At 62.7% G+C, this 25510-nt stretch carries 19 protein-coding genes; 13 read left to right on the forward strand and 6 right to left on the reverse strand.

Translation table 11 applies throughout. The features are described from left to right. Positions 1-158 precede the first annotated feature (158 nt). Positions 159-2057, reverse strand: coding sequence for a quinoprotein ethanol dehydrogenase (exaA, locus tag AC1MEK_RS14225; RefSeq protein WP_480396919.1), 1899 nt, complete (start codon positions 2055-2057; stop codon positions 159-161). A gap of 247 nt (positions 2058-2304) precedes the next feature. Here exaA and pedF point away from each other — a divergent pair, with 247 nt between their 5' ends. The 5 genes from pedF (at position 2305) to AC1MEK_RS14250 (ending at position 6648) form a co-directional block, all read left to right on the forward strand. After that, the gene (pedF, locus tag AC1MEK_RS14230) at positions 2305-2766 is read left to right on the forward strand and encodes a cytochrome c-550 PedF (RefSeq protein ID WP_480396920.1); all 462 of its coding nucleotides are present in this window, start codon (positions 2305-2307) and stop codon (positions 2764-2766) included. A gap of 227 nt (positions 2767-2993) precedes the next feature. After that, positions 2994-3065, forward strand: a complete 72-nt coding sequence (pqqA, locus tag AC1MEK_RS14235; protein WP_020289857.1) for a pyrroloquinoline quinone precursor peptide PqqA — start codon at positions 2994-2996, stop codon at positions 3063-3065. A gap of 157 nt (positions 3066-3222) precedes the next feature. Further along, positions 3223-4386: an alcohol dehydrogenase-like regulatory protein ErcA gene (ercA, locus tag AC1MEK_RS14240; RefSeq protein WP_480396921.1), complete on the forward strand. Its 1164-nt coding sequence runs from the start codon at positions 3223-3225 to the stop codon at positions 4384-4386. Further along, positions 4370-6103: a PAS domain-containing hybrid sensor histidine kinase/response regulator gene (locus tag AC1MEK_RS14245; protein ID WP_480396922.1), complete on the forward strand. Its 1734-nt coding sequence runs from the start codon at positions 4370-4372 to the stop codon at positions 6101-6103. The genes ercA and AC1MEK_RS14245 overlap by 17 nt, the downstream gene beginning before the upstream one ends. 290 nt (positions 6104-6393) lie before the next feature. Continuing rightward, positions 6394-6648, forward strand: coding sequence for a hypothetical protein (locus AC1MEK_RS14250; RefSeq protein WP_480396923.1), 255 nt, complete (start codon positions 6394-6396; stop codon positions 6646-6648). A gap of 341 nt (positions 6649-6989) precedes the next feature. On the opposite strand, the gene AC1MEK_RS14255 is transcribed toward AC1MEK_RS14250, so the two are convergent. The 4 genes from AC1MEK_RS14255 to AC1MEK_RS14270 all read right to left on the reverse strand — a co-directional run bounded on the left by AC1MEK_RS14255 (position 6990) and on the right by AC1MEK_RS14270 (position 10753). Further along, entirely contained in the window at positions 6990-8264 is a 1275-nt protein-coding gene (locus AC1MEK_RS14255) for an Nramp family divalent metal transporter (RefSeq protein ID WP_480397030.1), read from the reverse strand. Between the two features lie 140 nt (positions 8265-8404). Beyond that, a complete protein-coding gene (locus tag AC1MEK_RS14260; protein ID WP_480396924.1) occupies positions 8405-9070 on the reverse strand; it encodes a glycosyltransferase family 2 protein in 666 nt (221 codons plus the stop codon). Between the two features lie 140 nt (positions 9071-9210). Then, the gene (locus tag AC1MEK_RS14265; protein WP_480396925.1) at positions 9211-9546 is read right to left on the reverse strand and encodes a hypothetical protein; all 336 of its coding nucleotides are present in this window, start codon (positions 9544-9546) and stop codon (positions 9211-9213) included. Between the two features lie 817 nt (positions 9547-10363). After that, on the reverse strand, positions 10364-10753 hold the full coding sequence (locus AC1MEK_RS14270) for a hypothetical protein (protein WP_480396926.1): 390 nt from the start codon (positions 10751-10753) through the stop codon (positions 10364-10366). Between the two features lie 463 nt (positions 10754-11216). Between AC1MEK_RS14270 and AC1MEK_RS14275 the strand changes: the two genes are divergently transcribed. From AC1MEK_RS14275 to AC1MEK_RS14285, 3 genes are all read left to right on the forward strand, one after another. Next, the gene (locus tag AC1MEK_RS14275; protein ID WP_480397031.1) at positions 11217-14096 is read left to right on the forward strand and encodes a multicopper oxidase domain-containing protein; all 2880 of its coding nucleotides are present in this window, start codon (positions 11217-11219) and stop codon (positions 14094-14096) included. A 38-nt stretch (positions 14097-14134) separates the two neighbouring features. Continuing rightward, entirely contained in the window at positions 14135-15175 is a 1041-nt protein-coding gene (locus tag AC1MEK_RS14280) for an SCO family protein (protein WP_480397032.1), read from the forward strand. Positions 15176-15414: 239 nt separating this feature from the next. Continuing rightward, positions 15415-16497, forward strand: a complete 1083-nt coding sequence (locus AC1MEK_RS14285; protein ID WP_480396927.1) for a glycoside hydrolase family 3 N-terminal domain-containing protein — start codon at positions 15415-15417, stop codon at positions 16495-16497. Positions 16498-16996: 499 nt separating this feature from the next. Here the strand turns inward: AC1MEK_RS14285 and AC1MEK_RS14290 are convergent, their stop codons facing one another. Beyond that, positions 16997-18175: a hypothetical protein gene (locus AC1MEK_RS14290; RefSeq protein WP_480396928.1), complete on the reverse strand. Its 1179-nt coding sequence runs from the start codon at positions 18173-18175 to the stop codon at positions 16997-16999. A gap of 193 nt (positions 18176-18368) precedes the next feature. Between AC1MEK_RS14290 and AC1MEK_RS14295 the strand changes: the two genes are divergently transcribed. The 5 genes from AC1MEK_RS14295 (at position 18369) to AC1MEK_RS14315 (ending at position 25333) form a co-directional block, all read left to right on the forward strand. After that, positions 18369-19310: a LysR substrate-binding domain-containing protein gene (locus AC1MEK_RS14295; protein WP_480396929.1), complete on the forward strand. Its 942-nt coding sequence runs from the start codon at positions 18369-18371 to the stop codon at positions 19308-19310. A 144-nt stretch (positions 19311-19454) separates the two neighbouring features. Continuing rightward, positions 19455-20879 carry an aldehyde dehydrogenase gene (gene aldA, locus AC1MEK_RS14300; RefSeq protein ID WP_480396930.1) on the forward strand — a complete coding sequence of 475 codons (1425 nt, stop codon included), beginning with the start codon at positions 19455-19457 and terminating at the stop codon, positions 20877-20879. An 83-nt stretch (positions 20880-20962) separates the two neighbouring features. Next, positions 20963-22273, forward strand: coding sequence for an MFS transporter (locus tag AC1MEK_RS14305; RefSeq protein WP_480396931.1), 1311 nt, complete (start codon positions 20963-20965; stop codon positions 22271-22273). 10 nt (positions 22274-22283) lie between these two features. Next, a complete protein-coding gene (locus AC1MEK_RS14310) occupies positions 22284-23501 on the forward strand; it encodes a mandelate racemase/muconate lactonizing enzyme family protein (RefSeq protein WP_480396932.1) in 1218 nt (405 codons plus the stop codon). 173 nt (positions 23502-23674) lie between these two features. Continuing rightward, the gene (locus AC1MEK_RS14315) at positions 23675-25333 is read left to right on the forward strand and encodes a GMC family oxidoreductase (protein WP_480396933.1); all 1659 of its coding nucleotides are present in this window, start codon (positions 23675-23677) and stop codon (positions 25331-25333) included. The last annotated feature ends 177 nt before the right edge of the window (positions 25334-25510 follow it).

A 25510-nucleotide genomic window follows, 5' to 3' on the forward strand; every position in this document is an offset into this window, starting at 1 on the left:
GAAGGCGCGAGCTTGCGAGCTTCACACTTGTGGGAGCCGGCTTGCTGGCGAATGCAATAGATCAGGCGCCATCGAGTTGAATGACCCACCGCATTCGCCAGCAAGCCGGCTCCCACGCCCCTTGGGCAGAAGCCGGACCGAGAAAACCGGCAGGCGCGTTACTGCGCGGCCACCTTGCCCTTGCTGTCCCAACTCGGAATCTTGAACACCCAGAACGACCCGCCCTGGGCCACCGGCTTGGTCAGTTCGGCCATGTCGCCGCCCCACAGCGGCACCGCGCCGCCGTAGCCGACGGTCACGCCAATGTACTGCTCGCCGTCCTGATCCCAGGTGATGGGCGGGGAGACGATGCCGCTGCCGGTCTGGAAGTGCCACAGCTCCTCGCCGGTCTTGGCGTTGAAGGCCTTGAAGAAGCCGTCTCCGGTGCCGGTGAACACCAGGTTGCCCTTGGTCGCCAGCACGCCGGCCCACAGCGGCAGGCGTTCCTTGTGTTCCCAGACCACCTTGCCGGTGGTGGGGTTGACTGCCCGCAGGCTGCCGACGTGGTCCTCATACATGCGCTTGATGCGAAAGCCCATGCCCAGGTACGCCGAGCCCTTCTTGTAGTTCACTTCCTCGGTCCAGTAGTCCTCTTTCCATTGGTTGGCGGGGATGTAGAACAGCCCGGTGTCCTGGCTGTAGGCCATGGGGTTCCAGTTCTTGCCCCCCAGAAACGGCGGCGAGACTTCCACCGGCTTGCCCTTGGTTTCTCCCGGCAACGGCTTGGCCGGACGCGAGCCTTCGTTCTCCACCGGACGCCCGGTTTTCAGGTCGATATGGCTGGCCCAGGTGATGCCGTCGACGAAGGGGAAGGCGTTCTGCAGCTTGCCGTTGTTGCGGTCCACCACATAGAAAAAACCGTTGCGGTCGGCGTGGCCGGTGGCCTTGATGGTCTTGCCGTCCTTGCCCTTGTAGTCGAACAGCACCAACTCGTTGTTGCCGGAGAAGTCCCAGGCATCGTTGGGCGTGTGCTGGTAGAACCACTTGACCTCGCCGGTGCTGGGGTCGACCCCGACCTGGCCCGAGGTGTACAGGCTGTCGTAGTCGTGGGGGTTGCCGTCCTTGGCGGTGCGCGCCCAGGTATTCCACGGGCCGGGGTTGCCCGCGCCGACGATGATGGTGTTGGTTTCCGGGTCGAAGCTTGCGCTCTGCCACGGCGCGCCGCCGCCATGGTTCCAGGCCTCGACCTTGCCGGTTTCGCTGCTGGGGTCATCCGGCCAGGACGGCGCCTTGATGTCGCCGGTGACCGTGCTGTCCTTGCCGTTGAGGCGGCCCATGTGGCCCTCGACGAAGGGGCGCATCCACACTTCTTCGCCGGTGTCCGGGTCGCGGGCGAACAGGCGCCCGACCACGCCGAACTCATCGCCGGAGCTGCCGTGGATCAGCAGCACCTTGCCGGTGACCTTGTCCTTGATCAGCACTGGCGCACCGGTCATGGTGTAGCCGCCGCTGTGGTCGCCGAACTTCTTGTTCCACACTACCTTGCCGGTGTTCTTGTCCAGGGCGATGACCCGCGCGTCGAGGGTGCCGAAGAAGATTTTGTCGCCGTAGATCGCCGCGCCGCGGTTGACCACGTCGCAGCAGGGGCGGATGTCGTCGGGCAGGCGGTGGTTGTAGGTCCACAAGCGCTTGCCGGTCTTGGCGTCGAGCGCGAAGACCCGCGAGTAGGAGCCGGTGACGTAGACCACGCCGTCGCTGACGATGGCCTGGGATTCCTGCCCGCGCTGCTTCTCGTCGCCGAAGGAATACGACCAGGCCGGGGTGAGCTTGAACACGTTCTTGTCGTTGACCTTGGCCAGCGGGCTCCAGCGCTGGGCGTTGATGCCCATGCCGTACTGCAGCACGTTATTGGTGGTCAGGTGATCGTTGGCGATGTCTTCCCAGGTGACATTGTGGGCGGCAGGCGCAGCGCCTTTGGCCTCGCCGGACGTTTCGGCAGCGACGCCATTTTGGGACAGGCCGGCCAGCAGCAAGGCAAGCGAAAGTGGAGCCAGGGCAGGGAGCGATCTTGTTGTCATGGTTGTTTCAATCCCGGTGTGGTGAAGGGGGTGACCGGCACAGGTTGAAACCGCGACGCCCGCGGGACTAGGGAAAAAGCCCCGCAAAGACCGGGAAAACTTCCCGAACGCCCCATGAATTGGACCTGCCTCCCAAGGGTTACGACCAAGGTCTCGGTTGCCGGCCTCCAAAGCAGCATTCGGCGCGGCTGGCGCGGGCGGCAAGCTGTTGCGGCGGCTTCTTGCGTGATTTTCTGAGGACATAACAATGACAAAAGACCCTGCAACTTCTCCTGCCGGCAAGCGGGCCCTGCTCACCGGTGCTGTGCTGATCGGCGCGCTGCTGGCGAGCAATCTGGTGCAAGCCCACGGCAACGTGGTGCCCCAGGCGGTCAACACCGAGGGCCTGGAACAACTGGGCCCCGAATGGCGTGCCGAGAACCCTTATCGCAACTCCAGGGATCACGACAAGGCGCTGGAAATCGGCGCCTCGGCCTACAACCAGAACTGCGCCGCGTGCCATGGCCTGGAGGCCAAGTCCGGCGGCATCGCCCCCGACCTGCGCATGCTCGATGAAGGCGCCAGCGGCGATGAATGGTTCGTCGAGCGGGTACGCCACGGCGCCGTGCGCGACGGCCGGGTGTACATGCCGAAAATGGCCGACTACCTGAGCCAGGAAGCGTTGTGGGCGGTGCGTACGTATCTGGACAGCGTGCACGTGACCGAGTGATCGGCTGTAAATCCGTTTCGCGAACCAAACATCGAATCCGAGGTTGCCCGGTGTCCTCCCGTAGCAGTCCGGCTTGCCGGCGACAGCGTTCTCGCGGGCGCATCAAAGGCAAGCCGGACTGCTACGAAGCCCCGGCGCAAACAGTGCCAAAGTAGTATTCGCCGGCCGGCGCCGGCATGCGCTAATGAATCCGCCGGATTGACCCGGCCCGACAAGAGGAAACGCCCATGTGGAAAAAACCTGCGTTCACCGACCTGCGCATCGGCTTTGAAGTGACCATGTACTTCGCCAGCCGCTGAACGGCCTGCCCGGTCAATCGTCGTGTTGGCCGGGTTTTCCTCGCGCCGGGTGACCAATGCCATGAGCCGCCATCGTCAGCCATTGGTCGTGTTGCAAAGCCCCCCGGATGCTCTAGGCTGGCGTTCAGTCTCCTATAACAACAAGAACGCGCGCGATATGAGCCAGAGCCTCAACCAGCTACGCAAATTCGTCTCCCCGGAAATCATCTTCGGCGCGGGCAGCCGCCACAGTGTCGGCAACTACGCCAAGACCTTCGGTGCGCGCAAGGTCCTGCTGGTCAGCGACCCCGGCGTGATCAAGGCCGGCTGGGTCGCCGATGTCGAAGCCAGCCTGCAGGCCCAGGGCATCGAGCATGTCGTCTACAGCGGTGTGTCGCCCAACCCTCGGGTCGAGGAAGTCATGGCGGGCGCTGCGTTGTACCGCGAGCAGCAGTGCGACGTGATCGTGGCGGTGGGCGGTGGCAGCCCCATGGATTGCGGCAAGGGCATCGGCATCGCCGTGGCCCACGGGCGCAACATCCTGGAATTCGAGGGCGTCGACACCATACGCGTGCCCAGCCCGCCGCTGATCCTGATCCCGACCACTGCGGGCACCTCGGCGGATGTCTCGCAGTTCGTGATCATTTCCGATCAGCAGGAGCGCATGAAGTTTTCCATCGTCAGCAAGGCGGTGGTGCCCGACGTGTCGCTGATCGACCCGGAAACCACCCTGAGCATGGACCCGTTCCTGTCGGCCTGTACCGGTATTGACGCGCTGGTGCACGCCATCGAGGCTTTCGTCTCCACCGGCCACGGCCCGCTGACCGACCCCCATGCGCTGGAAGCCATGCGCCTGATCAACGGCAACCTGGTGCAGATGATCGCCACTCCTGCTGACATCGCGTTGCGCGAGAAGATCATGCTGGGCAGCATGCAGGCCGGTCTCGCATTCTCCAACGCGATCCTCGGTGCGGTGCACGCGATGTCCCACAGCCTGGGCGGCTTCCTGGATTTGCCCCATGGTCTGTGCAATGCGGTGCTGGTCGAGCATGTGGTGGCGTTCAACTACAACTCGGCGCCGGAGCGTTTCAAGGTGATCGCGGAAACGTTGGGGATCGACTGCCGGGGGCTGACTCACGCGGCGATCAGCAAGCGGCTGGTGGAGCACCTGATTTCCCTCAAACATCAGGTCGGTTTCCACGAGACCCTGCGCTTGCATGGCGTGAGCAGCAGCGACATCCCCTTCCTGTCCCGGCATGCCATGGACGATCCCTGCATCCTCACCAACCCCCGCGTGTCCAGCCAGCGGGATGTCGAAGTGGTCTATGGCGAAGCCCTCTGACGGCCAGGGCGCGCTCAATGCGTTGCTCGGGCTGGGCAACCATTCGACGCGCAAGAGCCATTACCCGGAGCTGACCCTGCGTCTGCGTGAGCTTGAAACCGAGCGCAACCGCTACAAATGGCTGTTCGAACACGCCGTGCACGGCATCTTCCAGGCCAGCCTGCACGAGGGTTTGCGCGCGGCGAATCCGGCGTTGGCGCGGATGCTCGGCTATCGCGACGAGCAGGAAATGCTGCTGCTTCTGCATGACCTGGCCGGCACCTTGTTCATCGGCGCCCAGGTCGAACTCAACGCCATCGCCCACGTGCTGCACCGCGAACGCAGCCTGCAGGGCTACGAAACCCGCCTGCGGCGCAAGGACGGCAGCTACGTCGAAGTGCTGATGAACCTGCTGCTCAAACCCGGCGAAGACGGCCTGTTCGAAGGCTTCGTCGCCGACATCACCGAGCGCAAGCAGGCCCAGCTGCGTTTGCAGGAACTCAACGACCAGCTCGAACTGCGCGTCGCCGCGCGCACCGATGAATTGCTGGAGGCCAACCGCAAACTGCAAAAGCAGATCGCTCGCCGCGAACGCATCGAACGCGACCTGCGTGAGGCGCGCGACGCCGCGGAGGCGGCCAACCGCAGCAAGGACAAATACCTCGCCGCCGCCAGCCACGACCTGCTGCAACCGCTCAACGCCGCGCGGCTGCTGATCGCCACCCTGCGCGAACGCACACTGCCCGCTGCCGAACACACGCTGGTGGAGCGCACCCACCAGGCGCTGGAAGGGGCGGAAGACCTGCTCACGGATCTGTTGGACATCTCCAAACTCGACCGCGCCGCGGTACAGCCTGACATCGATCTGTATCGCCTGGACGAAGTGCTCGCGCCGCTGGTGTCGGAGTTCGAATCGGTGGCCTCGGCGGCGGGCCTGACCCTGCGCTCACGCATCGGCCAGTACGCGATCCGCACCGACCTGCGCCTGCTGACGCGCATCCTGCGCAACTTCCTCAGCAACGCCTGCCGCTATACCGACCACGGCAGCATCCTGCTGGCGGCGCGCAAGCGGGGAGAGCGGTTGCGCATCGAGGTCTGGGACACCGGCCGAGGCATCGCTGCCGAGCGGCTGGATTCGATATTCCTGGAGTTCAACCAGCTCGACGTCGGCCGCGCCGCCGACCGCAAGGGCGTGGGGCTGGGCCTGGCGATTGTCGAGCGGATCGGGCGGATTCTCGGCAGCCCGATTCTGGTGCGCTCACAGCCTGGCATCGGCTCGGTGTTCGCGATCGATGTGCCGCTGTCGGCCCAGATGCCGGTGCCGGTCAGCGTGGCAGTGCAGCAACAGCCCGGCACCGGCAACCCGCTGCCGGGGCGGCGTTTGCTGGTCCTGGACAATGAGGTCAGCATTCTGGAGAGCATGGCGGCGTTGTTGGGGCAGTGGGGCTGCGAGGTGCTGACGGCCACTGACAAGGCGTCGTGCTACAGCGTTCTACAGGGCCGTGCGCCGGAGTTGATTCTGTTCGATTTTCATCTGGACCATGGGGTGTTGGGCTGTGATGTGGTGGCGCACATGCGCAAGCATTTCGGCAGCGAGATTCCTTGCGTGATGATTACCGCCGAGCGCAGTGACCTGTGTCGGCGGTCGCTGCAGCGGCTCAATGCGCCGCTGTTGAACAAGCCGGTCAAGCCTGGGAAGTTGCGGGCGGTGGTGAGTCAGCTGCTGGGGGCGGTTTGATGGATCAGGATCAAGGTCAAGATCAAGATCAAGAGCGTTCTTCCTAACGTCAGACCTGTTTCGACTTCGTCGAGTTACTTGAAGGGACCAAGTAACCAAGTCCCTATGCTCCTGGTTTGGCCTCGACTTCGTCGAGGTCCCCTCACTCCGGTCTCGCTCCGTGGGCCCGGCGCGAATGGGCCATCCATGGCCCCGCGCCTCGCGCGGCATCCTGCCGCTTGGCCCACTCCACGAGACCTGCGTTCGGCCTGCACCCAAGTCGCGTTTTGTGTCGTCTGGGAGATTTGCGCATGAAGATCAAAAGCAACGGCAACGGCAACGGCAACGGCGTGATGATGTGCGATCTGCTTTTGATTCTGCCCGGAGGGCGTAGGAGCTTGCTCGCGATCTGGCGCGAAGCGGCAGCAAAACCATCCACCCTGGCCGTATCAGACATACCGCATGCACAGGATTTGCTGCCGGTTCCCGGCAGATCGCTGGCAAGCCGAGCTCCTACGGCCTCCGGCCAGAAGCAGATCGCGAACACCTCAAAATCGTGCTTTTGATCGTTATACGCGATAGCCCAGACACCACAAATCGCGACTTGGGTGCAGGCTGAATGGAGGTCTCGTGGAGTGGGCCAAGCGGCAGGATGCCGCGCGAGGCGCGGGGCCATGGATGGCCCATTCGCGCCGGGCCCACGGAGCGGGACCGGAATGAAGGAAGTCTGACGAAGTCAGACCCAAATCAGGAGCAAAAGCCCTTGGTTACTTGGGGCTTTTCCAAGTAACTCGACGAAGTCGAAACAGATCTGACGTTAGGAAGAGCGCTTTTGATCTTGACGAAGTCGAAACAGGTCTGACGTTAGGAAGAACGCTCTTGATCCTGATCTTGATCCCGCCCCCGATCACCCCACAAAAAAACCAACCAGCAACACAACATTCAACCCAATGATCAACAACGCAATCCCCCACGCCAGCCAAGTCAACACCGGCCCGGTCACAAACCCGCCCATCAACTTGCGATCCGACACAAACCGCACCAGCGGCACGATCGCGAACGGCAGTTGCATCGACAGGATCACCTGACTCAACACCAGCAACTTCGCCGTGCCCTCGGCCCCGTACAGGCTGGTCACCACAATCACCGGAATGATCGCCAGCCCCCGCGTCAACAGGCGCCGCACCCAGCCCGGCAGTTTCAGGCGCAGAAAGCCCTCCATCACAATCTGCCCGGCCAGGGTTGCCGTCACCGTCGAATTGATACCCGAGGCCAGCAACGCCACCGCGAACAGCATCGACGCAATCCCCACCCCCAGCATGGGCGATAGCAGGTGATAGGCCTGTTCGATCTCCACCACGTCGGTCTTGCCCGCCTTGTGAAACACCGTCGCGGCGGTGATCAGAATCGCCGCGTTGACGAACAGCGCCAGGGTCAGCGCGATGGTGCTGTCGGTCACCGCCCAGCGCAGGCCGATGCGCCGGCCTTCATCGGTGCGCGGGTAGGCGCGGGTCTGGACGATGGACGAGTGCAGGTACAGGTTATGCGGCATCACCGTGGCGCCGATGATGCCGATGGCCAGGTACAGCGCCGCCGGGTTGGTGACGATCTCGGCTTTGGGGATGAAGCCTGCGAACAGCTCGGCCATGTCCGGGCGGGCGAGGACCATCTGGATCGCGAAGCAGCCGAAGATAATCAACAGCAAGGCAATCACGAAGGCTTCCAGTGCCCGAAAACCCTTGCCCATCAGCAGCAGGATCAGAAACACGTCGATGGCGCTGATCACCGCGCCCCACACCAGCGGTATGCCGAACAAGAGATTGAGCGCGATGGCGGTGCCGATCACTTCGGCCAGATCACAGGCGATGATCGCGATTTCGCAGGCCAGCCACAGGAACAGGCACACCGGCCGGCTGTAGCGCTCGCGACAGGCCCGCGCCAGGTCCCAGCCGGTGACGATGCCCAGCCGCGCGGACAGCGCCTGCAGGACGATCGCCATCAGGTTGGAGAGCAGAATCACCGACAGCAGCAGGTAGCCGAATTGCGAGCCACCGGCGATGTCGGTGGCCCAGTTGCCCGGGTCCATGTAGCCCACGGCGACCATGTAACCGGGGCCGGTAAAGGCCAGCAGGCGCTTGAACCAGTGCGTGGTCTTGGGCAGGGCGACACTGGCGCTGGGCATGCCGCCTCCCAGGGTGTCGTCGCCGGGATTGGCCCGGTTCTTCAAAGGTTGCATCGCTCGCTTTCCCGCTCGAATGAGGATCGCCTGCGCGCCCGGTCGCAAGCCCTGAAAAGGGCTGCGATTCCTGCGCGTACTCAGGGTTAGCTTAATAACGAAGAAGTCGCCAGTGAATTTAGGTAATCGCCGAATCCTTCCCGGCAGCGACAGGCCTTGCGCGCGCTGGTGATGACGCTGTTGCGCGCGGTCCAGACGATCTGCGCGCCGCAGCGTTCGAGGTCCTGCACCAGATGCACGTCCTCGTGGGCGGCCAGGGCGCGAAAGCCACCGGCGCGCAAATAGGCGCTGGATGACACGCCCAGGTTGGCGCCGTGGATGTGCCGGTGGTCTTCGACCGGGCGGTAGTGGGCTTCGTAATGAATGCGTACATGGGGCGGATGTTCCGACCAGTCGGCCACCTGGACGATGCCGCACACCGCATCGGCGCTGAGCGCCATCTGTTGCGCCAGCCAGCTGGGCGGGACCAGCGTGTCGGCGTCGGTGAACGCCAGCCAGCGCGCGCCGCGTTCGAGCATCAGGCGAGCGCCGGCGGCGCGGGTCATGCCGACGTTGCGGTGATCGCAGCTGACGGTCAGTACGCCATGGGCCTGGGCGATCTGTGCCGAGTCGTCGGAGCAGTCGTCGAGCATGATCAGGATTTCCACCGTCTCGCCCGCCAACGCTTCGTGATCCGCAGCTGCGATCAAGGCGCGGATGCAGTCATCCAGAAAGTCTTCTTCGTTATGGGCGGGGACGATGATCGCGATCATGGGCAAGCCTCGGACTGGCGCTTGCGACAATCGCGTTGGCCTTTGTGATGTCGACGGGGCTCGAAAAAATTGGTTGCAAGTATTTGCGTGCGGGGGGACGGGATGCTGTGGGCGGTTGGCTCAGCATCCCGAGAGTGGGGTCAGAGGCAGTCGCGGGCGGCTTTTTCCAGCGAACTTTTGCCAAAGGCCGATGCCAGGGGTGCACGTTCATAGAGGAAGGCGCGGGTATTGGGGTTGCCCTTGAACACTTCGAGGATATCGTCCTGCGCCACTTTGCCGGACACCAGCAACTTGTAATGGCCTTTGGTCTCGGTCAGCGTTGCGCCCGGCTTGATCTGTTGCCATTTTTCAAACACGCATTGCGCATAGTCGGCAGCGGGCTTGGGGGTTTCCATATTCACGGAAGGGTTGTTCGGGGTGGAGCCACAGCCAGCCAGGGAAAGGGCCAGCGCACTTGTCAGCAGTAAGAGACGCATCTATTTCATCCTGAAAACAGAAGTGAAAACACTTTATGGTTATGGGCGCCGTACTATCAATATGCTATCGCGTAGCAATTTGATCGGTAGGGCAAAGTGCTTGATTTGTCTCGATTTAATATTGTTCGAAGTTAAGAAACAAAATCATTTGCATTAATGATGGGCGTACCCACTATTACCGGGCGCCTATGTTGACGATCCATTTTACAAATGAAAAGAGTGTGTTTGAAAATATTGCCGATGACCGTTCGTACGGTAAACCGAATATTTCTCAACCCCCGCGTGTTCACCTCACGAACACCGTCCGGCAATGGATGATCCAAAGGCCGGGGTCTCATGTACATGTGCGATGTGGTCTGTGCCCACCCGCTGTTTTCTGTGCTCAAGCGAGATGTGCTGAGGTTTCGATTGCCCCTGGGGGGTGATGGTCTTCGTTTTGCACCGGCTCTGTTTGCGGTTCGATAACCAGAACAAGAAGGTGGAGGTAGTTATGCAATTCAAACAAGCGATCCTTGCTCTTGCCATTGGTGGGGTGCTCTCAGCATCCACTGTGCTGATTCCTGACTCGATCTCTCATTCCGGCATCGCGTACGCCAAAGATGGTGGCGGCGGTGGCGGCGGCGGCGGAAATGGTGGAGGAGGCGGTGGCGGTGGCAACGGAGGCGGCGGTGGCGGTAATGGAGGCGGCGGTGGTGGCAACGGAGGCGGCGGCAACGGCGGCGGTCACGGCGGTGGTGGCGGTGGCAATGGATCCGGCGGTGGCGGTGGCTCTGGCGGCAGCGGCGGTGGTGGCAGCGGTGGTTCGGGCGGTGGCGGTTCAGGCAGCGGCTCGGGTGGCGGCAACGCTGGTGGACATGCCGGCAACGACCATGGCAATCACGACGGCGCCAACCATGATCGCGGCGATGACCACGGCAACCACGCGGCCAATCATGATGCCAATCACGAGGCTAACCACGAGGCTAACCACGAGGCCAATCATGAGGCCAATCACGAAGCCAATCATGAAGCGAACCACGAGGCCAACCACGAGGCGAATCATGAAGCCAACCACAACGTTGGCGACGACAATGGCAATCACGCCGCCGATCACACGCAGATAGGCGATGATCGCGGTAACGACCAGGCTCGCGCAGGCGATGACCATGGCCGGGATCGCGGCAATCATGACCGTGGCGACGACCACGGCGGCCGTCGTGGCGTACATGCCGAGGCAGGCGATGACAGCCGCGCGTAAGTAGCACTCAACGACCGGATGAAGCCGCAGGACGCGGCTTCGCACCGGGCCGCCACACCCGAATCAACCCCCAATACCTCGTAAATTTCCCCACCGGCAACGGGGACCAATCCCCGGTCCCGACATTTACCGTGCCAACTCGTTCAGTGAAATTGTTACGACATTTTACGTCGAAACCCGCGAGATATCAGTCTCCGCTGGCCATCGTTTTAATGTCATAGCCTGGGCTCACCGACTCTGGCAAGGCTTTTGCCCCTCACCCAATACCTGCGGGCGCTTCGGCGTCCGGCCGGAGCAGTTGGATGAAACGCAAATGCCCCTGTGCATGAGTTGAAGGTGAGCCACCATGAAACAACCTGCGCGTCTAAAGTTTCCCCCCATCAACGGGCTTCAGCTTTTGCGCGGATCTTCCGCGGTATTGATCGCCCTGAGCATGGGGTTCGCTTCGGTCCATGCCGGACCGATCGACAACGAAGATCAACCTCCTGTCACTGACCCCTCGGCCTACACCGACCCGCCTGCGGATCCGGCGGCGGCCCTGAACAACCTGCTGACCCTGCCGGAAGCCAACGAGGGCGCGCTGGATCTGCCCAACGGCGTGGAAGGGACCCGCGCCACCACGCGGATCGAGAACGTGCTGCCCCCAGCGGCGCAGACCAGCTTCAACTTCCCCACCAACGGCAAGCCCAGCCCGTTGTTCGGCGCTCAGCCTTTCACTCAGCCGGTGCTGTTGTTCGAGGAATTCGGGCCCACCCGGCTCGACCCTACCGAGACCTCGCAAATTCCGTTCCCGCCGCCCACCCTGGGCCCGGGGCCTGCGCAGGACCCAACCAGCGTCGCCCGCAGCGGCCCGTCGCCTGAAGCGCTGGCAGCATTTCTCGCAGCGCCTGGCCTGACGCCATTTCCGTCGCAGTTCGCCAACTCGCTGGATCGCAACCCCTGGCAGGCGCAGATTCAGGACTTCCTCAACCGCCGCGTCGATGCGCCGGCCGAAGGGCGTCCACCAGGAAAGGGCTGGTCGCACCAGCGCTGGAACGAGTTCTACCCGCAGATCGCCTACAAGACCGTGCAGACCGGTGCCCACAGCAACAGCGGGTTCCGCGATCATCTGCAATTGCACGATTACAAGGGCGGCGAGTGGGGGCCGGGCGGGCTGAACTATTACCCTGATGGCAGCACCACCCATGGCGGTACCACCGGCGGGATCGGCGTGCGCATCCACCCGCTGATGCCGGTGCAGGAGCACAACTCGATCTGGACCTTCGACGGCACGCTGCCGCCCAAGCTGCTGATGGTGCGTTACGGCCAGCCGGTGCTGATGCGGCACTACAACGGCCTGCCGATCGACCCTTCGGCGAACAAGGGTTTCGGTCTGCACACCATCTCGACCCACGAGCACAACGGCCACAATCCGGCCGAGAGCGATGGCTATGCCAACGCGTTCTTCTTCCCGGGGCAGTACTACGACTATCGCTGGCCGATGCAACTGGCCGGCTACGACACCATCAACACCAGCGCCAAGGATCCGCGTGCGGCATTCCCCTGTGCACCGGGCGAAACCTTGTGGGTCAACGATGACTCGCCGGGCCTGAAAACCTGCGACCACGGCACCATCAAGATTCGTGGCGACTGGCGTGAAACCATGAGCACTCACTGGTTCCACGACCACATGATGGATTTCACCGCCCAGAACGTCTACAAGGGCAACGCGGCGATGATGAACTACTACAGCGCTCTGGACCGCGGCAACGAGGCCATCGACGATGGCGTCAACCTGCGCTTCCCCAGCGGCTCGACCCTGGCCTGGGGCAACCGCGACTACGACGTCAACCTGACCGTCGCCGACAAGGCCTGGGATCAGAACGGCCAGCTGTGGTTCAACCCGTTCAACACCGACGGCTTCCTGGGCGACCAGATGGTGGTCAACTGGGGCTACAAACCGTTCCTCGATGTACGCGCTCGCAGTTATCGCTTCCGCATCCTCAACGGTTCGGTGTCGCGCTACGTGAAGATCGCCCTGGTGCGGGAAATCAAGGGCAACGGCGGTGAGTTCCCAGGGCCTTCGGGCTCCGGCGTTTCTTACGCTCGCGTGCCGTTCCACATGATCGCCAACGACGGCAACATCATGGAACACGCCGTGCCGTTCGACGGCACCATGGACCTGGACGGTGACGGCGACCTGAAAAACAACTTTGGCATCCTGCCCAATCAGGGTATCGCCGAGCGCTACGACATCATCGTCAACTTCGCCAAGAACGGCATCAAGGCCGGCGACAAGATCTACATGGTCAACGTCCTGGAGCATGAAACCGGCAAGGGGCCCAAAGGCGAAATCCCGCTGGCCGACGTGTTGTCCGGCAAGTATCAGGCGGTGATCAAACAGGGCAGCAAAGGGCCGCAGTGGGACAAGGGGGATCCGGTGGTCGGCATGTTCATGCAGATCAACGTCAAGCCGTATACCGGCCAGGACCTGAGCATGGACCCTGTGGCCTATGAACCGGCCAAACCCGGCAAGGCAGAAGGCAAGGTGATGATCCCGCTGACGATTCATCGCGACAACCCGGCGGATCAGGCGCTGTTGGCCAATGCGCGGCACCGGACTTTCATCTTCGGCCGGTCGGATGGGACCGACACCGTTCCATGGACCATCAAGACCGACGGCGGTCTGGGCTTCAACATGGATCCGCGGCGGTTGTCTGCTTCGACGCACTTGAGTACCGGCCCGACCTCGGCGGGCTATCAGGGCACCGGCACCCTGGAGATCTGGAAGATCCAGAACGGCGGCAATGGCTGGACCCACCCGGTTCACGTGCACTTCGAGGAAGGGATCATCCTCAGCCGCGGCGGCAAGGCTCCACCTGAGTGGGAAAAATGGGCACGCAAGGACGTCTATCGCATCGGTACCGACAGTGGCGACAACGTCGAGATGGCGATTCGTTTCCGCGAATTCGCCGGGACCTACATGGAGCACTGCCACAACACCCAGCACGAAGACAACTCCATGCTGCTGCGTTGGGACATCGAGCATCCGGGGCAATTCCAGCTGATGCCGACGCCAATGCCGACCTGGGATGGTGTGGGCTATGTCAGCTCCGCTGCACTGCCTACCTACCTGACCGGTGACGGCGCTGGCCCTTCGGTGAAAGTGGCAACTTCCGGTGGCACCTCCGGTGGCGGTTCTTCCTCGGGTGGTGGCTCTTCATCCGGTGGCGGTTCCAGCGGTGGGTCGGGTTCGGGCTCCGGCAGTTCGGGCTCGGGCGGCGGCTCGGATTCGGGCTCTGGTTCCGGCAAAGGCTCCGGCAAGGGCAAATAGCGATCCGCAGAATCGGGGAGGATGACGTCATGTTCCAGATGCTTCGCAAGGCGGCCATTGCAGTGACCGTATCGATGATCGCCATGGTCTGGGGCAGTGTCCCGGGCGTGGCTGGCGATGCTCAGCCGGACACGCCCTGGGGCAAGGATTTCTTCCCCAACACGGTGCTGATCAATCAGGACGAGCAGCCCATGCATTTCTTTGATGACCTGATCAAGGGCAAGGTGGTGGTGATCAACTTCATCTTCACCTCCTGCTCGGACTCCTGCCCGCTGGAGACCGCGCGCCTGCGTCAGGTGCAGAAGCTGTTGGGTGATCATGTCGGGCGTGACGTGTTCTTCTACTCGATCAGCATCGACCCGGAAACCGACACCCCGGCCGTGCTCAAGCAGTACGCGGCCAGGTTCAAGGTCGCGCCGGGCTGGCAGTTTTTGACCGGCAACAAGGACGACATCGTCGAGCTGCGGCGCAAGCTCGGGCTGTTCATCGAGGGTGTCGACAACGGTCGCACCACCGATCACAACCTGAGCCTGATCGTCGGCAACCAGGCCACCGGGCGCTGGATGAAGGCCTCGCCGTTCGAGAACCCCTATATTCTCGCCGATCACCTGAGCAACAGCCTGCAGAACTGGAAGGTCGCCGACCCCAACCAGAACAGCTACGCCGATGCACCGGAAATTCGCCCGCCGAGCCTGGGCGAGCAGATCTTCCGCACCCGCTGCAGTGCCTGCCACACCCTGGGCAACGAGGGTGAACAGACCACCGGCATTCGCGGGGTAGGGCCGGATCTGCTTGGCGTGACCCGCAAGCGCGATGGTGAATGGCTGGGGCGCTGGCTCAAGGAACCGGATGTGATGCTGGCCCAGAAAGACCCGCTGGCGCTGCAGTTGTACGAGGCCTACAACAAGGTCGCGATGCCCAACCTGCGCATGGAAGACAACGACATCGGCCAGGTGATCGCCTACCTGCAAGAGGAAACCGATCGCCAGCAACCCCAGGCGCACATGCACATGGCGGGGGACGATCCCCATGCCGGGCACAACATGCATGAGGGGCATGAAGGGCACATGATGCAGTAGATCCGTAGCTTGAATGAAACGAGTCCAGTCACTCAATTACCCCACGTAGCAGCACGGCTTGCCGGCGGGAACGGTCTCAAGATCGCTCCCGCCGGCAAGCCGTGCTGCTACGTGGGGTTTTCATTTCTGGTTGATGAGTTGTGCTCGTTGTTTTAGGTTTGTGATTGACAATGCTCGTTTAATATTTAAAGTGAGCTATATCGAGCATTATCGCTCTCCGGATCAAACGAGGTGACGCCATGCCAACCGACCTGCAACGAGCTGCCTACGCCGTGCTGCTGCCGGCCTTTTCCGGGCTGGAGCTGGACGAGGACGTGCGGCGTTATCTGCAGCGTGGCGGCGTGTCGGTGCTGCTGGGTGAAACCCGCGATGAATACCTGGCGCGCAACATGAGCTTCGAACGCCGCCGCCGGGAAACCCACGCCCATTTCAGCCACATTGCCGAGCAGGCGGCGAGCCTTGCCAGCGCACCCGTGCTGGTGGCGGTGGATCAGGAACTGGGCGGCATTCAGCGTCTGCACCGGTTGGTGCCGGGCATGCCATCGGCGGCTGCGCTGAAGGAGCTGAGCAGCGAGGAGATCGAAGCACGCAGCTACGAGATGGCCAGCGCCGCCCGGGTGATGGGGGTGAATCTGTTCCTGGCGCCTATCGTCGACGTGGTCACGGGCGTCAATCCCTGGTTGCACAATCGCAACCTTGGTTCGGACCCGGCAGAAGTGTCGCGCATCGCCTGCGCGTTCATTCGTGGGGTGCAGCGGGCGGGGGTGATCGCCACGGCCAAGCATTTTCCCGGGCATCATCAGACCGAGCACGATCCAGCAGTCAATGAGGCGACGGTGCCCGGATCATTGGCCGATCTGCACGACGGCCTGCAGGTATTCCGCGAAGTGATCGCCACCGGCGTGCAGGCGATCATGCCCGGGCCTGCGGTGTTCCCGGCGCTGGACGCGCAGCAGTCGGCGTCCACGTCACAGAAGGTCATTGGCCTGTTGCGCGATGAACTGGCGTTCGACGGCCTGATCATTTCCGACGACCTGGACGCGGTGTCGATCCTGCGCGGCAACAGCCTGGCCGAGACTGCAGTGGCGTCGTTGCGCGCCGGTGCTCACTTGCTGCTCGTTTCCAGCGATGCAGGGCTGGACGCGTTGGCCGGCGCCATCGTCCAGGCCGTTGAACAGGGTCGCCTGACGGCTGATACCGTGCTGCGCGCCGCGCAAAAGGTGCGCGATCTGGCCCAAGCCTCGCGTGCCCAGGTGGACGAAGGGCTGTACGTGTCGTACCCGATTTCCGGCGGGCACCTGACCCGCCGCGTTACGCGCTGAATCCCGCACTCCAGCGCATTCCCGTAGCAGTCCGGCTTGCCGGCGGTTGCCTGGGGTCGCGTCCGACCGAAGCGGCAGTAAAATCAGGCGCCTTGGCCATGTCAGGCAGACCGCGTGTACAGGATTTGCTGCCGCTGCGCGCCAGACCGCCGGCAAGCCGGACTGCTACGAGGGCGGCGTCAGCCGGTCGCTTTTGATCTTCGTGCGCGCAAGTCCAGACACCACAAATCGCGACTTGGGTGCAGGCTGAACGCAGGTCTCGCGGAGTGGGCCAAGCGGCATGGATGCCGCGCGAGGCGCGGGGCCATGGATGGCCCATTCGCGCCGGGCCCACGGAGCGAGACCGGAGTGAAGGGACCCGACGAAGTCGGGCCAAACCAGGAGCAAAAGCCCTTGGTTACTTGGGGCTTTTCCAAGTAACTCGACGAAGTCGAAACAGGTCTGACGTTAGGAAGAACGCTCTTGATCTTGATCCTGATCTCGAACTCGTTCGCAAGTGTTAGAAGTAATACCCCACATTCACATACACCTGATTCTCCCACTGATCACTCCCCCCAGCCCCCAGGCTCTGCGCGTAATCACTGCCGCCGATGTAGGGGTCGTTCTTGCCAAACAGCCACTCGGTCGCCACCCACAATTTGCTCACCGAGAACGAGCTGCCCAGGATCACCCGCTGCGAATCCTCATACCCCGAAGCCGATTTCTGATACGCACTGTAGTTGGCGTATAGCTTCACCCCACTGATCTGGTCGAACAGGTACTTGCCGCTCACGTCATAACTCAGGTCCGCCACATACAGGTTGGCGCGGCTGGCGACGTTGTAGGTGCCGTCGTAGCCGCCGAAGGTCACCACCTCGTCAGTGCCGGGGTTGCGTGGCGACATCTGCTGCCGGGCAGCCTGCAGTTGCACGCCCCACGGGCCGTTCTTGCCGATGTAGTGCACCGCCACGGCGTTGCGTCGGCCGTCGTGATCAGTGTCGTTGTTCTCAAGCGTCGACGTCAGGCCCGAGACGCCCACTTCCGACGTCCACGGCCCCAGGTCCAGCGCCTTGGCCACCCGCAGTACGACGGTGTTGCGCTCCTGATTGTCGCTGCCATCGGCCACGTAACTGTCGGCTTGAGACACCACGCTGGAATAGGTACGGCCATGGCTGGTGCCCTTGCCTTGCCACGCCGGGCGCAGGTAGTAACCGGCCTGGATGTTCCAGTCGCCATGCTGCTGGATGTACTTGGCGCCGACTTGCTCGACGTCTTCCAGGCCCACGACGTTGCCCAGGGTTTCGAAGAAGGTGCTGCCGAAGTACGGCTGCAGGCCGAACGGTACCTGATTGAGCCCCACCTGGATCTGCTGCTCGGGATTGAACTTGTAGCCCAACCACGCATATTCCGGGAACGACACATCACCCACATGCTGGGTGTATTTGTACGGATAGGAGTGGCCGTAGAAACGGTACTTGGCCGCGCCGATCCAGCTGTCGGAGGTGTATTTGGCGGTGAGGAACACCGTGTCGAAGTTGAATTTCTGGATGTCGCGGTCCGGGTCGTAATCCCAGCGCGCGCGAATGGCGCCGCCCAGGTCCAGATGGTCGGTGACCTGTACGGCCATCGCCGGGGCCGTGCAAACGCAGAAGAGGGTGAGGCAGGAAGCGGACAAACGCAGAGAAGCACAGTAAGACATGAACGATGCTCGGTTGTTTTTATTAGTGGGGCGGCAGTCTTGTGATCTGGCGTGCAATCGACAAACGATAAATTGTCCAGATAAACCTTCGTCAAACGCATGTTACTGAGCGGAAAGTCGCGTGCCGCTCTGGCAAAGGGCGCTGAATGGGTGGAAGATTCGCCGCGTTTCGAGCCATCACCGAGAGCGATCCATGAAGCGCAAAATGCCCGGCCTCAACGCCCTGAAGGCCTTTGAAGTGGCTGGCAGCACCGGCAGTTTCACCCGCGCGGCCGAGCTGTTGAACGTCACCCAGAGCGCGGTCAGCCGCCAGGTGCGCCAGCTTGAAGAGCAACTGGGCGAGACCTTGCTGGAGCGCCGTCATCACCATCTGGACCTGACCAGCGCCGGGCGCGTGTTGCTGCGGGCGCTGCATCAGTCGTTCGACAAGATCGAGATGACCGTGCGCAGCCTGCAGCAGAAATCCCACTCCAACCGCCTGCGGATCAATGCGCCGCCGACCTTCACCAGCCGCTGGCTGATGCCGCGGCTGGGGCGCTTGCGCGAGCAGTTGCCGGAGCTTGAACTGAGCATCAGCACGCGCCTGCAGGACAGCCTGGCCGAGACCAGCACCCTGGATTGCGCGATCCGTTTCGGCAACGGCGAGTGGGACGGGCTGGACAGTTCGCTGCTGTTTCAGGAGCGGCATGTGGCGGTCTGCGCGCCGTCGCTGTATGCCCGCGAATCCAGCGACGAAGGCATCGACTTCAACCGCATGACCTTGCTGCACGTGCTGGCCAGCGAGGATCAGCGTTACCTGACCTGGAAACACTGGCTCGACGCTGCGCGCATCCATGGCGTCGATACCCAGGGCGGCTACGAGTTCGACCTGCTGGACCTGGCCATTCGCGCTGCCACTGACGGCCTGGGCATCACCATCGCCGACTGGCACATGGTGGCGCCGGAACTGGCAGCGGGGGAGTTGACCCAGGTCCTCAATGTGCACGTCGAAGGCCATCAGTCGTACTGGCTGGTCACCCGGCCCGAGCAGGAACTGCCGCAGTTGCAGCTGTTCGCCCAGTGGTTGCAGGAAGAAATCTGGCTCACCCAGCGCCAGCTCGAGCCCTCTACGGCGGCGCTGACGTCGATCCCATGAGGTGATTACAGACCCAGTGCATGGAGGGTCGAGCAGTAACGTGCGTTTTAGGAATGTTTGCCGGTGTAATAAATCGTTTGTGGCCGCCGTTGCGGATGACAAGACTGATCGTCATTCGGATAAAAACAACGGTGGACGTCCCACATGCGACTCGAACGAAATTTTCTCAACGGCCAGTTTGTCGAGCCTGTCGACAGCGCGCTGATCGCCGTGCACAACCCGGCCACCGAAGCGCTGGTGGGGCATGTGTCGGCCGCCACCTCTGCCGAAGCGCTGGCCGCCGTGGACGCTGCCGCCATCGCGCAGAAAACCTGGGCGGGCCTGACCAGCATCGAGCGTGGCGAGCACCTGCGTGCTTTGGCCGATGCCCTGGAAGCCTGCGCTGAAAACATCGGCGCGGCGCTGGCCGCCGAGTCTGGCAAGAGTGTGGCCGACGCCAGCAACGAAGCGCGCTACGCCGCGCAGATCACCCGTTACCACGCCGAGTGGGCGCGCCGTATCGAAGGCGAAATCATCCCCAGCGACACCCCCGACGAAAACCTGCTGCTGCAGCGCCAGCCGATCGGTGTCGTCGCCGCGCTGATCCCTTTCAACTACCCGGTCTATACCCTGCTGCGCAAGATCGCCCCGGCGCTGATCGCCGGCAATACCGTGGTGGTGCGCCCCAGCAACAACACGCCGATTTCGGCGTTCGAAATTGCCAAGGCCGTGCAGCAGTCGGGCATCCCGGCCGGAGTGATCAACATCCTGACCATGGACCACGCCACCGCCGCGAGCCTGTGCACCCACAAGGCGGTGGGCATGATCACCCTGACCGGCAGCGTCAAGGCCGGGCGCATCGTGCTGGACTACTGCAAGGAAAACATCGCCAAGCCGTCGCTGGAGCTGGGTGGCAAGACCCCGGCGATCATCGAGCCGGACGCCGATCTGGAAAAGGCCGCCAGCGCTATCGTCGCCTCCAAGACCACGCACTGCGGCCAGCTGTGCACGGCGGTGGAGCGGGTGTATGTGCATGAGAGCGTGCACGACCGCTTCCTGGCGCTGCTCAAGGAAAAGATCAGCGCCGTCGCCTTCGGTGATCGGGCCGAAGATGCCTCGCGCATGGGCCCGCTGGTCAGCGCCAGCGCGCAGCAGAACATCCACGCCATGGTCGAACGTGCCATCGGTGAAGGCGCGGTACTGGAGGCGGGCGGCGTATTACCGGTCGGCAAGGGCCATTTCTACCCGCCAACGCTGCTGAGCAATTGCCGCCAGGACATGGAAATCGTTCAGGAAGAAATCTTCGGCCCGGTGCTGCCGGTGCTCAAGTACCGCGACATCGATCAGGCCTTGGAATTTGCCAACGATCATCAGTTCGGTCTGTCGTCGGTGCTCTATACCGAGAACTACCGGACATCGATGAAAGTCGCCAACGCCATCGAGGCGGGCGAGCTGTACGTCAACCGCACCCCGGCCGACCCCTATCAGGGTTTCCATGCCGGCTGGAAACGCTCGGGGCTGGGCGGCGATGACGGCAAGCACGGAATGCTCGAATTCACCCAGACCCGTCTGGTGGTCATGAAGTACTGATTCACCGCTATTGCGTGTCAAGCAACACCCATAAAAACAAATATCAGCGGCGCCCGAACGACGGGCGCCCGAGGTCCTTCCAAATGTCCAAGCCTGCTTCCGTTGCGGCCGCTGTTCAGAATTCCTCTGCCACCGAAGTCGCGAAAAGCGACAAGGCCAGCCGCTACATCCAGTTGATGTTGCTGGTCCTCGCGGCCGGTGCGATCTACCCGATCCTCTATCTGCGCCAGGTCTACCAGACCACCATGCTCGAAGTGTTCCAGATCAGCCACAGCGAGCTGGGCTATCTGTATTCGATGCTGGGCACGATCTTCCTGCTCAGCTACCTGCCCAGCGGCTGGCTGGCGGATCGCATCGCGCCGCGCTTCCTGATTTTCTTCTCGCTGGTGGCCACCGGTGCACTGGGCCTGTGGTACTCGACGGTGCCATCGATGACCGGCCTGATGATCATTTTCGGTTGCTGGGGTCTGACCACTGGCCTGACCTTCTGGGCCTCGGTGCTCAAACGGGTGAAGATGATCGCCCACCACAGTGAGCAGGGCCGTTTTTTCGGCATTCTCGATGGCGGTCGCGGCCTGGTGGAAGCCTTGCTCGCGACCATCGCACTGGGCATTTTCGCCTACGCCATCGGCACTGGCGGGCAGACCGCCGCCGACGGTTTCCGTCACGTGGTGTACCTGTACTCGTTCATCTGCATCGGCCTGGGTTGCCTGCTGGTGCTGGTCAAGGACCCGAAATCGGTGGCCGCCGAAGGCGCGGGCGTCGAGGAAAAACACCACCTGTTCAGCGACCTCGCCACCCTGGTGAAGATTCCCGAACTGTGGCTGGTGACCGCCATCGTGTTCTGCGGTTATCACATCTTCTGGGCCACCTACAGTTTCTCCGACTACCTGCAAGGCAGCGGCATGACCGCGGTCATGGCCGGCACCATCACCACCATCAAACTGTGGATGCGCCCGGTGGGCGGCATCGGCGGCGGCTGGCTGGGCGACAAGTACTCGAATATCTCGGTGCTGATCGTCGCGCTGGCATTGGCCACGCTGGCGATGGCGGGCCTGGTGGTGTTCCCGGCCTTCAACAACCTGGGGCTGCTGGTGGTGACAGTGATTTTCATCGGCCTGATGACTTACGCGATTCGCGGGCTGTACTGGGCGATCCTGGACACCTGCAACATCCCGCTGCGCATCACGGGCCTGGCCATCGGCATCGTCTCGGTGGTCGGTTACCTGCCTGACACCTTCATTCCGCTGATCAACGGCTACCTCACCGAGCAGTACCCGGGAGCCGCCGGTTACAAGCTGTATTTCAGCTACATCGCCTTCGTCGGGCTGATCGGCACCCTGGCAGCGCTGACGCTGCGGGCGCGGATCCGTCGCAAATCCTCTCGCATCTAAGGTGCCTTAAATGAAAGTCATCGCTCTGGAAACCCATATCGTCGCCGTTCCACCGCCGCACATCGGCGGCATGTACTGGCTGTTCGTCAAGCTCAAGACCGACTGCGGCATCGAGGGCGTCGGCGAGATCTACGCCGCCAGCTTCGGCCCCAAGGCCATGGTGCCGATCATCGAAGACGTGTTCGAGCGCCACCTGCTCAACCAAGACCCGCACCACATCGAGCGCTTCTTCCGCCAGGCCTATTCGAGCGGCTTCACCCAGCGCCCGGACCTGACCATGATGGGCGTGGTCAGCGGCCTGGAAATGGCCTGCTGGGACATCATCGGCAAGGCGGCGAACAAGCCGGTCTACGAGTTGCTGGGCGGCAAGGTGCATGAGCGTCTGCGTTCCTACACCTACCTGTACCCGCTCAACAGCCAGGGCGAGTACGACTACGACGACCCGGACCTGGCCGCCGAATGCGCCATCGACAACATGAACAAGGGCTTCACCGCCGTGAAGTTCGACCCGGCAGGGCCGTACACCGCGTACTCCGGGCACCAGATTTCGCTCAAGGTGCTGGAACGCTGCGAAACCTTCTGCCGCAAGATCCGCGAAGCGGTGGGCAACAAGTGCGACCTGCTGTTTGGCACTCACGGCCAGATGGTGCCGTCGTCGGCCATTCGCCTGGCCAAAAGGCTGGAGAAATACGATCCGCTGTGGTTCGAAGAACCCGTGCCGCCAGGCCAGGAAGAGGCCATGGCGCAGGTGGCAGGCAAGACCAGCATCCCGATCGCTACCGGTGAGCGCCTGACCACCAAGTACGAATTCCACAAGCTGCTGCAAGCCGGCGGCGCGTCGATTCTGCAGATGAACGTGGCCCGCTGCGGTGGCCTGCTGGAAGGCAAGAAGATCGCCAGCATGGCCGAGGCCCACTACGCGCAGATCGCCCCGCATCTGTACAACGGCCCGATCGGCGCGGCGGCCAGTTTCCAGCTGGCGGCCTGCACGCCCAACTTCCTGATCCAGGAAAGCATCGAGACCTGGGGCGGCTTCCACGCCGAGGTCCTGACCAAGCCGCTGCAGTGGGAAGACGGCTACATCATTCCCTCGTCCGAACCGGGCCTTGGGGTGGAGCTGAACATGGACGTGGTGCGTGCCCACACGCCGTACACCGGCTCGCGCCTGCACCTGCAGATGGCGCCGACGCCTGCGGATGTAAAAGACTTTTCTCCGGCCAGAGGCTAATCCCGACCTGTAGGAGCCGGCTTGCTGGCGATGCGGTGTGTCATTCAACGCTTTGGTGCCTGACACGGCGCATTCGCCAGCAAGCCGGCTCCTACAGTCGGAAGCTTTCGCCAGCAAGCCGGCTCCCACTTGAAGGAAGCTCGCAAGCTCACGCTTTTTTTGGATAACCGTGCATGACATACGACTACATCATCGCAGGCGCCGGCGCAGCAGGTTGCGTGCTGGCCAACCGGCTCTCGGCCTCCGGGCAATACAGCGTGCTGCTGCTCGAAGCGGGCGGCAAGGACAGCTCGCTGTGGTTCAAGATCCCGGTCGGCTTCGCCAAAATGTATTACAACCCGACCTTCAACTGGATGTACTACAGCCAGCCGCAGAAGCAATTGGCCAACCGCGCCATCTACGCACCACGTGGCAAGGTGCAGGGCGGTTCCGGCTCGATCAACGCGATGATCTACGTGCGCGGCCAGGCCCACGACTTCGATGACTGGGCGGCCAATGGCAACGATGGCTGGGGCTTCAAGGACGTGCTGCCGTACTTCCGCAAGCTGGAAAACCACCCGCTGGGCGACACCGAGTACCACGGCGGCAGCGGCCCGATCAGCATCACCCCGATGCAGGGCCAGACCCACCCGATCTGCGACGTGTTCCTCGAAGGCTGCGAGCAGCTGGGGTATTCGCGCAGCGACGATTTCAACGGGCCTAAATTCGAAGGTGCAGGGCTGTACGACGTCAACACCCGCAATGGCGAGCGTTGCTCCAGCAGTTTCGCTCATCTGCACCCGGCACTGGGCCGCAAGAACCTCACCGTGGAACACCATGCGCTGGTGGACCGCCTGCTGTTCGACGCCGAGGGCAAGCGCGCCGTCGGTGTGGAGGTCAGCCAGAACGGCGAGCAACGCCACTTCATCGCGCGCAAGGAAGTGATCCTTTGTGCCGGTGCGGTGGACACGCCGAAGATCCTGCAACTGTCGGGTGTCGGCGACAAAGCCCTGCTGGCCAAACATGGCATCAAACAGGTCAAGCAACTGCCAGCGGTGGGGCAGAACCTGCAGGATCACCTGTGTGTCAGCTACTACTACAAGGCCAATATCCCGACCCTGAACGACCAGCTCAGTTCGCTGTTCGGCCAGGCGCTGCTGGGCCTCAAGTACCTGTTCACCCGCAAGGGCGCGCTGGCGATGAGCGTCAACCAGGCCGGCGGTTTCTTCCGTGGCAACGACGAGCAGAGCCATCCGAACTTGCAGCTGTATTTCAACCCGCTGTCGTACCAGATCCCGAAAAACAACAAGGCCAGCCTCAAGCCCGAGCCGTATTCCGGTTTTCTGCTGTGCTTCAACCCGTGCAGGCCGACCAGCCGCGGCTCTATCGAAATCGCCTCAAGCAACCCGCGCGATGCGGCGCTGATCGACCCGAACTACCTGAGCACGCAGAAGGACATCGACGAGGTGATCCAGGGCAGCCGCCTGATGCGCAAGATCATGTCGGCGCCGGCGCTCAAGGGCATCACGGTGGACGAAGTGCTGCCGGGGCCGGTGGTCGAGAGCGACGAGCAGATGCTCGAATACTTCCGCCACAACTCGGGCTCGATCTACCACCTGTGTGGTTCCTGCGCCATGGGCGCCGACGAGCAGACCTCGGTGGTGGACAAGCGCCTGAAAGTGCACGGCATCGACGGGCTGCGCATTGTCGACGCGTCGATCTTCCCCAACGTGACCTCGGGCAACACCCACGCGGCGGTGCTGATGGTGGCGGAGAAGGGCGCGGACCTGATTCTGGAGGATGCGCTGGCGGTGCCTGCGGCTGCCACCCAGGCCTCGACCCACGCCGCGTAACACGCCTGGCGGACGGGGGCATGGGGGCGATCGCCGTTGATTCTGCCCGGAGGGTGTGGGAGCCCGACTTGTCGGCGATCTGCCGGGAACCGGCAGCAAATCCAGTCCATGCGGTGTGTCTGGCACGGCCAGAGTGAATGGGTTTACTGCCGCTGAGCGCCAGATCGCCAGCAAGCT

It is taken from the genome of Pseudomonas sp. 2 (genome assembly GCF_056627435.1).